The following is a 14,003-nucleotide window of genomic DNA, read 5'->3' on the forward strand; positions in this document are numbered from 1 at the left end:
CCTCGCAAACTTATTTGGTTTGCGACATTGCCTGCAGTTCTCTCAAATACCCGGCTTTTTTATCTTGGAAACCGGGCATCGGGTCGACAATCGTGTGCAGCAGCTCGCTCAACTCGACGACAAGCTTGGGATCAGGGCGATTGTGTTTGGCAATGCTCTGGAACAGAACCGGACTTTTCAGTTGCACCAGAATCAAGGTGGCGAAGTGCCGACGATCGTCGGTGTTGTCCAGTCGCTGCTTAGCGATGTGATAGGCGTGCTCGATATGCTGCATAGCCGGTCCAGGTCGTTGGATCACGTCCAGTACCATCGCGCACATGCAGTGCCAATGGCATTGTAAACGCGTTGACTTCGACTCGATCGTTCGCACCACTTTGGTGGTTGGCTTCACCACATCGGCTACCGAGTGCCGATCCATCCAATCAAGCGTCTTCGCTTGGATGGTATCTCGGCGTGCCCCGGCTGGCGAATGAAGTAAGTCGAGCAGGTAGCCATTCAGCCGCAAGGTTGTTTGCGGATTCGATGAGTAATCACGTTTGTCTCGTTCAGCGATCGCTTGAGCCAAAAACTGATCGGCATCGTCCAGTAGATCCTGCTTCGCTTTCGTATCAAGATCGGTCAACAGCCGAACCATCGACAAGTTCACTTCGGCGGCGGTCATCAATCGGTCATCATTATCTTGATGCCATCGCTGCGGCAGCTCCAAACTGAGTGCCGCATCACTAGCGGCGTGTTTAAGCAAATCGGCCTGCTCGTCGGCATCACTGATCGCGGCAAGCCGCGTCAACATGTGAGCTCGGCACCGGGCTGCACTGCCACGCAAATCTTTGGCGGTCGCACGATCATCGATGACCTGCGAATACAGCGTTCGAGCTCGCTGATACGCTTCTCGCATGCTTGACTTGTCTCTTGCCAACGCCCCGTTCTGGTCTTCGGTTCGGGCAAGCACAAACCACGTTTCGACTGACGAAGTGCTGGTGTTAAGCGGTTCGGCATACGCTCGCAGGCGGCCAACCAAGGTGTCGACCGGGACGTCATCGGTTTGCTCATAAAGCGACTGCAAAAAAGCTTCACTGGCAAACAGCCGCATGGTGGTCGAGCTTACCGGATCATCCGATAGCTTGGATGCTATCGCGGCACATATCTCAACATGCCTCAACCGCTGCAAAAAATCCTGATGCCCCTGAGCAGCCGGCAGTGCAGTCACCCGATCCACGTAACGGGTACAGAAGTCGGCCAGCACACCGGTCTGCAATGCCGATGGAACGACAGGCGGTCTGTCCTGCGGGATGTCAATTACTTTAAGAAGCTCTTGCAGCGTCGACTGCAGGTCAGCTTCCGGATCAAACTCGTCTGCATCGATCCCCGACGCATCATCCACATCAGACTTACCGTCCACCACGCGGCACATCTGCACCGATGCCAGCACCCGATGTCCAACAATCTCAATCCGCTGTGCGGTCGTGAGCGTTTGTTTCAGCCGAGCGGTCGTCAACTTCGCCAATGCCAATCCCATCTGCGGTGTCACATCATTTGGAATGACCAGACCGAAATCTGATGTTAGTTGCTCCCAGATTTTCAAACCCAAAGCCACGTCGTCTTGCGCTGCCGCTAAATGCAGTCGCTCTTTCTGTATCCGTCCGCGGTACTCAGCCGAGTCGGGTGTGAACCGACTGCACAAGTTCAACACGCCGCTGGCAGGCTTACTTCGCTTAGCATAGCGAAGCTTACCGACATCATCGTCCGTCACGCCGGAACCGTCGATTAACCAATCCATCACGTGATCTGCTACACGATTCCGCCAAATCGAAGGCACGTTGTTCGTTAATCCAGATTCATCTTGCAATGAAATCCAGTGCCGGATCGCTTGGCTGGTTTGACGGTTGTCCCAACTCACAAAACCCGCAACAGTGATCGCTTCCTGTCTTAACTCCGGTGCAAGTAAATCAAACCCACTTAACGGCTTAGAACCTTTTCCCGAAGAATTCTCCATCGGACCACCAATATCGTTCGCCACCGCCGTCTTAGGGGGTTGCCGCTTTTCGGCCAGTGTGGCAATCAACTTGCCCAGACGTAGGCGTTCTTGCTTCGCTTCGTCCGAACCGATTGGCAACTTATCCAATACGCGCTGCGATTCAACGACCTGCTCAGCTTGCTTGGACGCCTCGGCGACTAAATCTTCCCACGTAGGCTCAACCGGCAACTCAGGCTCAATCGTTTTTGACTCGGGGCCAATCGCTGGCTCTTCAGAAGGCTCGTCCAACGAGACCGAAGTCGTCGGCTCCATTGACGCCACTTCCACATGACCAGCGACGTCAGTTTCGATTTTCGGCTCGACGGTGGTTTCCGGTTCCGTATCAACTTCAGTGACCACATCCGGCTCGCCCATGTCGATTTCCGCTTCCTTCGCGAAAAGCTCTTCTTTCGCCGCAACCGCTTCCGCGCCAGGTTCACGCGAAGGGCTTGTCATAACCGACGCGTCGGGATTCGTATTTGCGTCCATCGATTCTGGTTGCGGAACAATGGTCGAGTCCACATCGCGAACGACGGACTCGCCAGTATTTGCATCGCTAGCAATTATCTCGCTAGCGTTCACGTCGCTCACCTTTGAGTCATCCGGTGGCGGCGTAATGGAAACCGGCACGTCCAACTCTGCGGCCGTGACCTCGCTGCCATCGAGATATCCGTTCCCGCCTAGGTTCGCTTCGCGGTCAGCATCCGCAGGTTGTTCCCGATACCATTGGCTCGAAAATGCAGCCATTGAAACCAATCCAAGCAACAGACCGGCACCGGTCAATCGTCTTCCCATTCCGATCGCCGCTCCCTTCGGCGAATCCGCTGGATCCGGTGTTTGGATTGCCTGGGTTAGGTCTTCGACGAAGGCCATGCACGTGGGATATCGCTCTTCGGAATCCAGTTGCGTTGCCCGCTCCATCACGGCCTGCTCCGCCGCTGGCAAGTCCGTTAACTGCAGCTCTCCGTTTGCCTTCGCCCGCAAGAACGTTGATCGCCGGCTCGTTTCAAAAGGAAGCTTGCCCGTGCGAAGTTCGTAATAGGTGATCGCTAGCGAATACTGATCGATCGTCTTCGTATACGTTTGGTCAAACAACATCTCCGGAGCGCCATAGGCAGGCGTCCCGATCGCGAGTTGGGTTCTTCGCGACTCCTGGACTCGTCGAGCCAAACCGAAGTCACATACCTGTGCGTTACCGCCGACGATCAAGATGTTTTGCGGCTTGATGTCACAATGATAAATGTCGTGATTGAGATTCAACTCATCAATTGCCGACGCGGCACCTTCGATATATCGAAGCAGCTCCTTAACAGGGATCCCACCGGGCAGGTGCATCGGATCTCCTTCCTCCGGCATGTTGTCCGGCGCACGCATCTCCACCAAGCGGTCATGCAGCGTACGATCGCCCAACCCCATCGCGACCACCATCTGGCGAGCTTCGTTGGGCAGCTCGAGTGACTTGGACGGTGTTTCATTGTCGCCCCCGCTAACGCCCAAATCATCTCCAGCATCCGAGTCGCCCTTGCCAACCAATTCGATTGAGCGTGTTTCGCGAAGTTCGTCGCCAGGCGTGTCTTGAGTCGCTAAAAATTCCGTATCAACCAGCGAAGATTCTCGGCCCAGAATTTCGTCCGTTGCCGCATTACTAAGCAGTTCGCCATCGCGATCAAAGAACCAAACGCCAATCAGCGGGCACAAATTGGTGTGTTTGACTTCGCGAACAATCCGCAAAGCGCCAAGCTCACGCTTCGAACCGACCATCGCCATATCGCGAATGATCTTGATCGCGACATGCACTCCGCCGGACGCGCGAGCCACCCAGACCTCGCCGGCCATACCGGAACCGACGCGGCGCACGAGCGTGTAGCCGGGAACGATCTCGAGTCCGCGTTGAATTTGCACCGTCATCGGTCGAACCGGACGCCTTGAGTGTCACCATCAAAGAACGAATGCCGGCCAACCCAGGCCGACTTCTATCGCCATCCTAGCCACCAACCAGTTTAGCGGTCCGCGGCCAGCCCGCCACGGGCGACAATTGTGACAAAAAAGATTGCCTGACATTTGCCCCACACATTCAACCGAGGGCAAAAATGACGTACGAAGACATTCTGCCGCTTTTCGACAGACCAAATGTCCATTTGAGCCTGTTTCGGTGAAACGCAGCCTTCATCGTCGAGCGTTCTGTTTTGGGTGGGTGGTGATTTCGTCGGTGGCGCGGCACAATCTAGGAAACCAACCGATCACCCCGTAAGAATGACCCCAATGGCGTTTTGGCGTTCTAAAAAATCGACAACCGACCCCGTCAACGACCCTGCATCGGCGGCTCAATCGCCCAGCGAATCGGAGTCGCAGACCCCATCGTCTGCTGAAACGCAAGACTCTGGTTCGGCAAACCCGGAACCGGCCGCCAAGGGCGGTGGCGTGTTCTCCAAAATCACCGGCGGTCTGCAGAAGACACGCCGCGTGCTGGGCACCGACATTCGTGACCTTTTCAAAAGTGCTGGCCGGCTGGTCGACGACGAGTTCCTTAGTGAGCTATTCGCCCGCCTGATTCGCACCGACATGGGCACCAAGCCCGCTAATCTGATTCGCGATGAGGTCGCCAAGAAGTACCGCGGCCGAGTTGTTGAGCTGGACGATGTGATCCAGACCATCACCGAAGAGATCCGTTCGCAACTTCGCCAAGACGATGGCGACCTTGCGAAAGCCAAATCGGGACCGACCGTGATTTTGGTCGTCGGCGTCAACGGCAGCGGCAAGACAACCTCGATCGGCAAGCTTTCCCACTACCTACGCGCCGCTCGGTATTCGCTGGTATTGGGTGCCGGTGACACGTTCCGGGCCGCCGCCGTCGAGCAATTGACGATTTGGTCAGAGCGAATCGGTTGCGAAATAGTCAAAGGCAACAGCGGCGTGGACCCCGCAAGCATCGCCTATCAGACGGTTGAAAAGGCATTGGAGATCAAAGCGGACTACGCAATCATCGATACCGCAGGTCGCTTGCAAACTCAAAAGAACTTGATGCAGGAGTTGCAAAAGATCCGCCGCGTGATTGAAAAGAAAATCCCCGGCGCTCCTCACGAAGTATTGCTGGTGCTGGATGCGACCGCGGGCCAAAACGCGATTAGCCAAGCCAAGGGTTTCAGTGAAGCCGCTGGTTGCACCGGAATTGTTTTGGCCAAGCTCGATGGTTCCGCCAAGGGTGGCGTCGTGCTTCCTATCCGCGATCAGTTTCAGTTGCCGGTCAAGTTCGTTGGATTGGGCGAAGGCATGCAAGACATGGCTGCCTTTGATCCCGACTCGTTTGCCGATGCGTTGCTGAAGGGCTAGGTCGGATGCTTCATTTGAAATCGCAATCGGCTCAGCGTTGGTTGTTGCACGTCGATGCCCATTTAGATGAACTGCTAATCGATCACGCCCACTGCGAACGCAAAGCGGCATCGACGGCAATGAACTTGATGAACGCGTACACCGAGAACATCGAACTGTGCCGCGAGATGGCGACCATTGTGGAAGAAGAGCTTGAACACTTCTTTATGGTGATCGAAATCCTGAACAAACGGGACATCCCCTTTCGCCGATTGGCCGTTGGCCCATACGGACGTGAACTGAATCGCTTGATTCGGCCTACCGAACCGGAACGCGGAATCGATCGGTTATTAGTCGCATCGCTGATCGAAGCCCGTAGCTGCGAACGATTTTCCTTGTTAGCCGAACACATCCGTGACCGCGATTCCGAACTTGCGGACTTTTACGCCAGTCTGTTCGAAAGCGAAGCACGTCATCACACCACTTATGTTCGCCTTGCGGAACACTTTGCATCTCGCGAAGTGATACGCGAAAGATTGGACCAACTGTCTAAGTTGGAATCGGACATTATCGCAACCGGTAGCGAACTGCCACGGATGCATTCCTAGCGAGTTTCACGGATGCACTAGCATTCACTCATCAATCGTTCGGTCCATCAAATCTCAAGCTCGCGATTCAGAATGATTTTGCAAGCGGCAATTGTTTCACGGCCACCAAGGCGAATTGATGCACAAACCATGCACTCCCACACGTCGCTTGCCAGTCGGCGTTGACCATGCATGATGGCATCGCTGTCGCCGCGATTTGCATCGCACCCGCAAAACATGACAGCCCGTATCCAAGACGGATCGGATGCCCGCTAGACGATCTGGCACGTTATTCGCTAACCATTCGGTTCAGCAAAAACACGGCACCGCAGCCAACTGTTTCGGAACGGAGGACGCCTCAATGAACGCTATCAAATTCGCATACTTTTCGGCATCACACTTTTCGGCCACAACTCTCTTGCTGGCCAGCATCGCTTGGGGCATCTCCCCATCGACCACGTTCGCTGCCAACGGCCACGTAATCTCTTTCGACTTGCCGCCGACCGCAGTCGCGATCCCAGTCACCACGTTAAGCGAAGCATCTTCGCCCGCTTATGGCAACGGCGACACCGTACAAGTTGCTTTGCGATTGTCATCATTGGTGTCGGGTGAAAAGGTGCCTGATATCGATCGTTGGATGATTCGCTGCGTGCCCCGCGATGCATCTTGGCAAGTCGTTGACTATGCCCCACGAACGGAAACCGCTAGCGACTACGACGGACCGATCGAAGTCAAACAAGTTGACGAGCAAGTCAACTCGCTGGGCATGTCGTTCGACGCCACACCGCTGCAACTCGGTGGAGCTCATGCGGGATTTGACACAAACCAAAAGGAAGGCGAAACGGTCCAGTACCGCCGCCAAGCTCCGCTGCATGCCGTGACCGCATCGGGAACAATCGAGCGAGGCCGTGGCGTTTATTACAAGTTGCGTTGGACTTCGACCCAGGTTCTCGAAGGCGAGAAAGAGTTCAAGGTAACTTTCCAAGTACCCGTCGGTTTCCGCGCCGGCCTACTGGATGTCTCGGTTGTTGCTTTGGGACGTTCATCGTCATCGAGCAAGTTCTCCAGCATTCCTGTGTTGGGTGACGACCTGAATCGAGTGCATCCTATCGGTCAGGGTCGATTTTCCGTCGCCGTGCATGCCGAGGGCGACCCCGTGGCATGGCGTCTAGCTAAATCGATGGCCGACACGGAACAGGTTATGCGAAACGAAGCCAGCAAGGTGCGAACCGTCTCGGCTACCCACTCGCTGTCAACATTGCTTCGCCACGTCGCTGCAAAAATCGACATCGAAAGTGAAGCTCCCAACGGAGCTTGGGTGGATCGTCTGGTCTTCCAAAATGCAGACCCTTACACCGACCCTGTCATTCGTAAGCTTCCTACGGAATTGCGAGTCGTGGCTCTGGACTACTGCGACGCTCGACGAAAGCTACAACGCTTGGAAACCCAAAAGCTCGCTGACTCATCGTCCAACTTTCAATTGAATGATTGGGTGAAGACTTCGATCCAACAGTAGCTCGAAGCCTGCCGAACTCGCCGAATCAGCTACCGGTAAGTTCGGCCCTGCGTTCGACCTTCAGCCAGCTTTAACAAGCGAATCGCCGGTTCGGACAGCATGCCGATAGCCGGCCCCATAAGATAGAGAAGTACGACCCTGCGTCCTTCCTTTATCTTCCTCATCGATTCGCTGATTCTCATGCTTCGCTTCGCCACGGCATCGACTAAGCCAGCAACTGTCGCTTCAACAACTTTGGTAGCAGTGCAGGTCTTCTTATCTACAATCGTGCTGGTTGCCGCGATCACCGTTGCGTCATCTAAAACCGTCGCTCACGCCAGCGAACATGCAACTTCGGCAAGCACCCCGGACACCGCAGGCGACCCTGCGGAGGGCTATCGATTGCTAACCCAGACGCCGTTCTTGCCTTCGGATTTCAATCAAAAGGTGATTGATCAGGTTTGGCGAAGTTGGCCTGAACCCGTTCGCAGCCAAGCCGAATCAGCCACCGCTGGCCAGCGACAAAGAATGGTGTTCCAGCGATATGGCTTAACGCCTAGGCCTGGGCATGATTCAAACGCGGCCGGCCCAGATTCCGATGCGGGCGTATCGGGTTCCGATTCGGACGGACCGGGTTCCGACGCGGACGGACTGGGCAAACCGCTGCAGTATGTCGTGTCCGATAACGGCGACTGGACCATGAACTGTTTTTCATGCCATGGCGGCTCGGTGTACGGCGTCCCGACACCGGGAGCGCCCAATAATCAGTTCGCCTTACAAACGATGACTGAAGAGGTCCGCGGTACGAAGTTCCGAATCGGCCAGCCCATGACGCGAATGGACCTTGGGTCGTTGGTCATTCCGCTGGGCACGACGCACGGCACCACCAACGCGGTCGTCTTCGGCATGGGACTAATGCATTTCCGCAATGCTGAGTTGGAAGTCATCGAAAAGCCGCCTGCGTCGTTCACACACCACGATATGGACGCACCACCTTGGTGGCACTTCTATAAGCGGCCTTATCTCTACATCGATGGTTTTGCTCAAAAAGGGCATCGTGGATTGATGCAATTCATGCTGGTGCCTGAACACGGGCCCGATTTTTTCACGGAGCATGAGGACGACTTCCGCAATATTTACGCGTACCTTTCGTCCCTGCGTCCGCCGAAGTACCCGCATCCCATCGATCGTTCACTGGCGAGTACCGGACAGCATTTGTTTGAACAGAATTGTTCGCAGTGCCACGGCGCTTACGGTCACGACAATGAGACAGAAGCTATTGCGGCGTATCCAAATGAAACCGTCCCAATTGATGAGATCGGAACCGACCCAGTTCGTTACCAGGCACTGCCCGTGGCCGGTCGGGAAAAGTATGCCCGTAGCTGGTTCGCCAACGCAGGCTTGGCTGATGAGCAAACAACGATCGTAAATCCGGCTGGCTATGTCGCCCCACCGCTAGACGGTGTGTGGGCCAGCGCACCGTACTTTCACAATGGCAGCGTCCCAACTTTATGGGATGTCTTGCATCCAGAACAACGACCGGAAATCTGGCACCGCACGAGCGAGCAAATAGACGAGTCAAAAGTCGGCTTGACCGTTGAACCAGCCAAACGAGTACCGCTGGAAAATCCCGACGTCGCCGTCCGGCGGAGCTACTTCGACACGCGCCGATTTGGAAAATCAGCCGCGGGACACACCTATCCCAACGTCCTGTCTGAAGATGAAAAACGTGCCGTCTTGGAATATTTGAAGACGCTCTAAAACGTTTGTAAACAGTCCGCATGTCGATCCACGCAAACGCATCGTAAGGATCGAATTGCTCGACCGCTTATGCGTTATCGATGGCCGTTCGAAGCTTTTGACAAAATGCTTTCACTTCCGAAGCAGCCGATGCGACCGGATCCTTACCAGCTTCCTTGGCCGAGGCAGCCGCTTCCGCCATTCGACGAACGATCGCCGAGCCCACAATCAAACCATCCGATATCGGCGCGAGCTGGGCTGCGGTTTCCGGGCTGCTGATGCCGAAGCCGATGCATACCGGCAGTTCCGTTTGATCTCGCAACCAAGACACGCTGTCGACAATTTCCGATGGCAAAGCGGAACGTTCGCCAGTAATCCCAGTGACGGAAACGTAATACAGAAACCCGGTGGTCAGTTCAACGATTCGTTTTTGACGTTCGCGGGTCGTCGTTGGCGTGACCAATTGGATCAAGTCGAATCCCGCTTCCTGGCACACGGCACTCAATGGTGCGGCTTCTTCAATCAACAAGTCGGGCACGATCGCACCGCTGTAGCCGGCCTTCATCGCTCGCTCAACATAAGATTTCATGCCGACCCGGTAGATGATCGAGTAGCTGACCATCGTCACCTTGGGCATTTCGGCCGTGTCGCCTTGGGAAAGCTGGTCGCCTAGGCCAAAGATATCTTTCAAATGGAAACCGGATTCGAGCGCCCGTTGATAAGAGGCTTGAATGACGGGACCGTCGGCAATCGGATCGCTGTACGGAACCCCGATTTCACACAAATCCGCTCCCGCTTCCCGGGCCGCAGCCACCACGGCGGCGGTCGTCTGGATATCAGGGTCACCGGCGGTGACGAATGGCATCAGTGCCTTGCGATTTTGGCTGCGAAGTTGATCGAACAAACGCGAGAGATCGGACATGCCGGGTACCTAGAACGAATCGGTGTGACGAAGGCCCAAAAGATTAGATCGCCACGCGAATTCTCACAACACGCCTAATTCAAATGACTTAGGCGTCGAGTGGCTGAGGCATCCAGCGACTAAACAACTAAGCCATCCAGGCGACGCAGCAAAGCGGGCAACACGACCAGGCCGTCCACGCAACCGGCTGGCAACCGAGTCAGCCGGCAACCAAGTCAATTCGGGTAGGGCGATCCGAATACGGGCCGGGTGGGCAATGGATGATACTTCGGCCAAGGAACCTCAGGAGGCTCTTCCGCTGAACTGAGACAACCACCCGTGATTGGATCCACGTCCATCGCGGGCGGTCCGTCGAGACAGGAGTCATCCAAATAACCTGGATGCGTCCCGCTGCCGCATGTCCCGTCAGCACACTTGATCACCGCACCTTCAGCGACCAGCTCGGCTGTAATTTCCGCGGGCGTTCGAGCTTTGGAGCGTTTCCAATCGCCCAGAATTCCGCCTTGATCATCCGGATCATGCAGTCGCTGACTGGGAATCCCTAACGCGAGACACCCCGTAGAGGCCAAACACGCTAGGACAATCAACACGCACGCCATTTGGTGCACCGAACGCAACAGACCAGCCCGATTCATCAAAACGGGTGCCGGCGACTTTCGGTAAGGACAACTGGCTTTCATTTCAGTCTGATCGACCGGATCAGGCCCAATCTTTAGAAAATCTTTCGCAACCGGCACGCTTTCACATCTTCTGCCTCTTCCGATCACTGTTCGACAGAAACGTGGCATCGAGCGAGTGCCCTTCGCTAGAAGCAGGGTGCCGAAATCGAGTCCTGCTTCAGACGCCGAATCAATTCAGTCGCAACAGTGCGACGATGCACTGGTCGTCTTCAACATGCTGGTCGTCCCGCAGCATCTGGCGTCCGAGCCCAAATGTAGGTTGGCCAAATTGAGAATCATCCCCGTCTTGCTGAAGTGCCGGTGCCAACAAAAGACGCGTGTCTGGTTTGGCAATCCACGACAGATCCAACTCAGGCAGTTTCCACTGTTCGCGTCCAGCGTGAATCCGCACTGCGGTTTCGCTACTCACAAATTGTTGCTTGACGGCCCCATGCTGAATCTCAGGACGAATCTGAAGCGTGGCTTGTCCCTCGCGAGGTCCGCGAACAGCGGTCAAAGCCAGCAACAACTGCGGTGTTTGGACATTTTGCCCCATCAAACCGGTCGCACGCCGATACAGCACGACTTGCGAGCCTTCCAATGGACGCGACAGCGGCAATTCGTGGCGACGGGACGGTTGCAACGGGATCACTTCGCGGCCTTCGGAGTGATTGCCCAACACATCCGCGTGCGCCAAAAGCTGGTTTGTCGGATCTTCGTCACCGGATTCGCCATAGGTCGGTTTCAGTGGATCACTGGCCGCGGGGACCAACCCGATCCGAATACCGTTATCCAGCCAAGCCTTGCGAACTTCGGCTGAAAAGACCGTTTCGTCCACGCCACGCCACAATTCTTCGCCCAAAGCGGAAACGGGCACGTGCCGGAAATCCACCTCCAACGATATCGTCTGACGTGATTGGTGAGTCAACTTCGACGACGAGTGATGACTTGATTGGCGTTGACCGGAATCCGCCGAACCGAAATCGCTCCCGTCGGATCCTCCATTGGACGACCACGCAGCCAGACCGCTACCGGATTCCCATAGGGAACCGGCCGAAAAGAGAGTGCAGCCCGATAGCGACATGCAAAACATGATCGCTGTCGCTAGCCTGACGTCACGCGTAACGAATTTCGAAAACGTCATCGCGGTACGTTGGGGTTCGTAAATTGTCGTCGAGAAGATGCCAACATCGCTCGGCTATACGAATTCCCGAGTCCAGGTGTCAACGTCCAGCGGCAATCAAAGCGAGAAATTGACGACAGAAGTCCGGTAAATCGTCCGGTCGCCGGCTGGACACGTGATTGCGGTCCACGACGACCGCGGCATCCTCAAAGAGTGCTCCTGCGTTCACCAAATCGTCTTTGATTCCCGGCGAACCGGTCACGCGGACGCCTCGGTAGACGCCAGCACTGATTGGAATCCACCCGCCGTGGCAGATTGCTGCAATCGGCTTGCTCGCTTCATCAAAGTCGCGAACCAATTGCAAAACCTTTGGATCTCGCCGCAATTTGTCGGGCATGAAGCCTCCAGGAACCAACAGCGCATCGAAGTCAGCCGCGTTCATATCGGCGATCGACGCGTCACTGACACACGGATAGCCAAGTTTTCCGTTGTAATTCTCACCCGCAGCGGGGCCCGCGACGACGACTTCGGCCCCAGCCTCGATTAACCGAAATTTGGGGTACCAAAGCTCCAAATCTTCGTAAATTTCGCCCACAAACGCTAATACTCGGCAGCCTTGCAGGGTGATCGGTGAAACCGCTTCGGAATTTGGTAGCTGTGTCATCGTGCGACTTTTCTGGGAACAGTTAAACTAATGGAGCATTCGAAGGTAACCGAACCGATCGCGAGTTTCGATCCACCTTCCGAAATCCCCCTGATGTCCCCCCTCCCTCCTTCGACAAAGACCGCTGTGGACGCCCTGGCACGCCCCAAAGACGACCTTTTTGACAACTCGACGATGACGTTCGGTGAACACCTCGAGGAACTTCGTGGTGCGCTGGTGAAGGCGATCATTTGGTTGATGGTGGGCCTAGGTTTCGGCCTTTTGGTGGCCAACCGAGTTGTCCAGTACATCCAAGAACCGCTGAAACAAGCGATTGTGCAGTACAACGCCGACCGTGATATGGCTCTGATGGGGCTATCGGAGGGCGAACAGTACCCGGACAAAGACAAGCTCGAAGAGTTTCATCAATTCCTGATGCAAAACTCGCTGGTCGCCGAACTGGTGTACGCCTTGCCATCTAGCGAAGCAAAACTGTCGAACGGCGAGTCTGCTCCGGCTGAAAGTGAGTCCGAGACAGGAAAGGAATCCGCCACCACGGTTGAATCCGAAACAACGGGTGAATCTTCCGACGCAGATGAAACTCTCACTCCCGCGCTGCCTACGGAACTTGTCGCCCCAACCACCGTCGACGTGACGCAGCGGGTGCAGACGGCGGACCTTGTCGCTGCGATCGGCGAAGTCCCTGATCCCAACGAAATGGTGCCGACGATCCAGTTCCGACGTTCCGAGCGTGGTGTTAGCTCGTTGAAGGTCGAAGAGACTTTCATGATTTGGGTGAAAGCCGGTCTGATTGTGGGTGCTGTGCTGGCTTCCCCGATGATCTTCTATCATTTGTGGAGCTTCGTCGCGGCAGGGCTGCACACGCATGAACGCCGCTACGTTTACATCTACTTGCCCTTTAGCGTCGTGCTCTTTGCGGCCGGTGTCACCCTGGCATTCTTCTTGGTGCTGCACTACGTCCTGAACTTCCTGCTGGCGTTTAACAGCAGCATGGACGTGGCGGTCGAACCGCGTCTGACGTACTACGTCAACTTCGTGCTGATGCTACCGCTCGGCTTCGGCGTCGCGTTCCAGTTGCCGCTGGTCATGCTGTTCCTACAACGGATTGGCCTGATCGAAACCGAACATTACGTCAGCAGTTGGCGTGTCGCGGTGCTTGTGATCTTCGTTATTTCAATGGTGGTGACGCCTGCGGACGTGACCAGCATGGTCGCGTTGGCGATCCCGCTGTTGATACTGTATTTTCTAGGCATCGGGATGTGTGCGTACATGCCTCGCGGGCGAGGTCTAGGAAAAGGTGCCTACGATCCTGCCTGATTGATGTTGGGTCTGGCCTTGCGGGTCGGATCGTCGTGCGGGTCGGACCGTAGTGCCAGTGAATTAACTCAGTGAACTAACGAAGTGAGCCTATCGCTTCGATCACCCGACCGAACCACGTCCATACCTGACACCCCACGGCGACTTGCGTGATGAATCGCTGCTAGCCAATC

Annotated in this window: 10 protein-coding genes; 5 read left to right on the forward strand and 5 right to left on the reverse strand. The window is 55.6% G+C overall.

Features of this window, described 5'->3' with window-relative positions; all coding sequences use genetic code 11:
- Positions 1-10 precede the first annotated feature (10 nt).
- The gene (locus ACR3ZL_RS23830) at positions 11-3,922 is read right to left on the reverse strand and encodes a protein kinase domain-containing protein (protein ID WP_486173020.1); all 3,912 of its coding nucleotides are present in this window, start codon (positions 3,920-3,922) and stop codon (positions 11-13) included.
- 354 nt (positions 3,923-4,276) lie between these two features.
- Here ACR3ZL_RS23830 and ftsY point away from each other — a divergent pair, with 354 nt between their 5' ends.
- From ftsY to ACR3ZL_RS23850, 4 genes are all read left to right on the forward strand, one after another.
- Positions 4,277-5,344, forward strand: a complete 1,068-nt coding sequence (gene ftsY / locus ACR3ZL_RS23835; protein WP_473650594.1) for a signal recognition particle-docking protein FtsY — start codon at positions 4,277-4,279, stop codon at positions 5,342-5,344.
- Between the two features lie 5 nt (positions 5,345-5,349).
- Complete coding sequence (locus ACR3ZL_RS23840; protein WP_473650593.1) at positions 5,350-5,931, forward strand: MiaE family protein; 582 nt, start codon at positions 5,350-5,352, stop codon at positions 5,929-5,931.
- Between the two features lie 340 nt (positions 5,932-6,271).
- On the forward strand, positions 6,272-7,426 hold the full coding sequence (locus ACR3ZL_RS23845) for a hypothetical protein (RefSeq protein WP_473650592.1): 1,155 nt from the start codon (positions 6,272-6,274) through the stop codon (positions 7,424-7,426).
- A gap of 180 nt (positions 7,427-7,606) precedes the next feature.
- Positions 7,607-9,166, forward strand: a complete 1,560-nt coding sequence (locus tag ACR3ZL_RS23850; protein WP_486173021.1) for a c-type cytochrome — start codon at positions 7,607-7,609, stop codon at positions 9,164-9,166.
- Between the two features lie 67 nt (positions 9,167-9,233).
- Here the strand turns inward: ACR3ZL_RS23850 and trpA are convergent, their stop codons facing one another.
- From trpA to ACR3ZL_RS23870, 4 genes are all read right to left on the reverse strand, one after another.
- Positions 9,234-10,067, reverse strand: coding sequence for a tryptophan synthase subunit alpha (trpA, locus tag ACR3ZL_RS23855; RefSeq protein WP_486173022.1), 834 nt, complete (start codon positions 10,065-10,067; stop codon positions 9,234-9,236).
- A gap of 215 nt (positions 10,068-10,282) precedes the next feature.
- Complete coding sequence (locus tag ACR3ZL_RS23860; RefSeq protein WP_473650588.1) at positions 10,283-10,804, reverse strand: hypothetical protein; 522 nt, start codon at positions 10,802-10,804, stop codon at positions 10,283-10,285.
- A gap of 112 nt (positions 10,805-10,916) precedes the next feature.
- Entirely contained in the window at positions 10,917-11,870 is a 954-nt protein-coding gene (locus ACR3ZL_RS23865; protein WP_473650587.1) for a hypothetical protein, read from the reverse strand.
- 79 nt (positions 11,871-11,949) lie between these two features.
- Positions 11,950-12,513, reverse strand: a complete 564-nt coding sequence (locus tag ACR3ZL_RS23870) for a type 1 glutamine amidotransferase domain-containing protein (RefSeq protein ID WP_473650586.1) — start codon at positions 12,511-12,513, stop codon at positions 11,950-11,952.
- A 126-nt stretch (positions 12,514-12,639) separates the two neighbouring features.
- On the opposite strand from ACR3ZL_RS23870, the gene tatC reads away from it, so the two are divergent.
- Positions 12,640-13,830 carry a twin-arginine translocase subunit TatC gene (gene tatC / locus ACR3ZL_RS23875; protein ID WP_473653468.1) on the forward strand — a complete coding sequence of 397 codons (1,191 nt, stop codon included), beginning with the start codon at positions 12,640-12,642 and terminating at the stop codon, positions 13,828-13,830.
- Positions 13,831-14,003 lie beyond the last annotated feature (173 nt).

This window comes from Rhodopirellula sp. J20-39 (genome assembly GCF_057365095.1).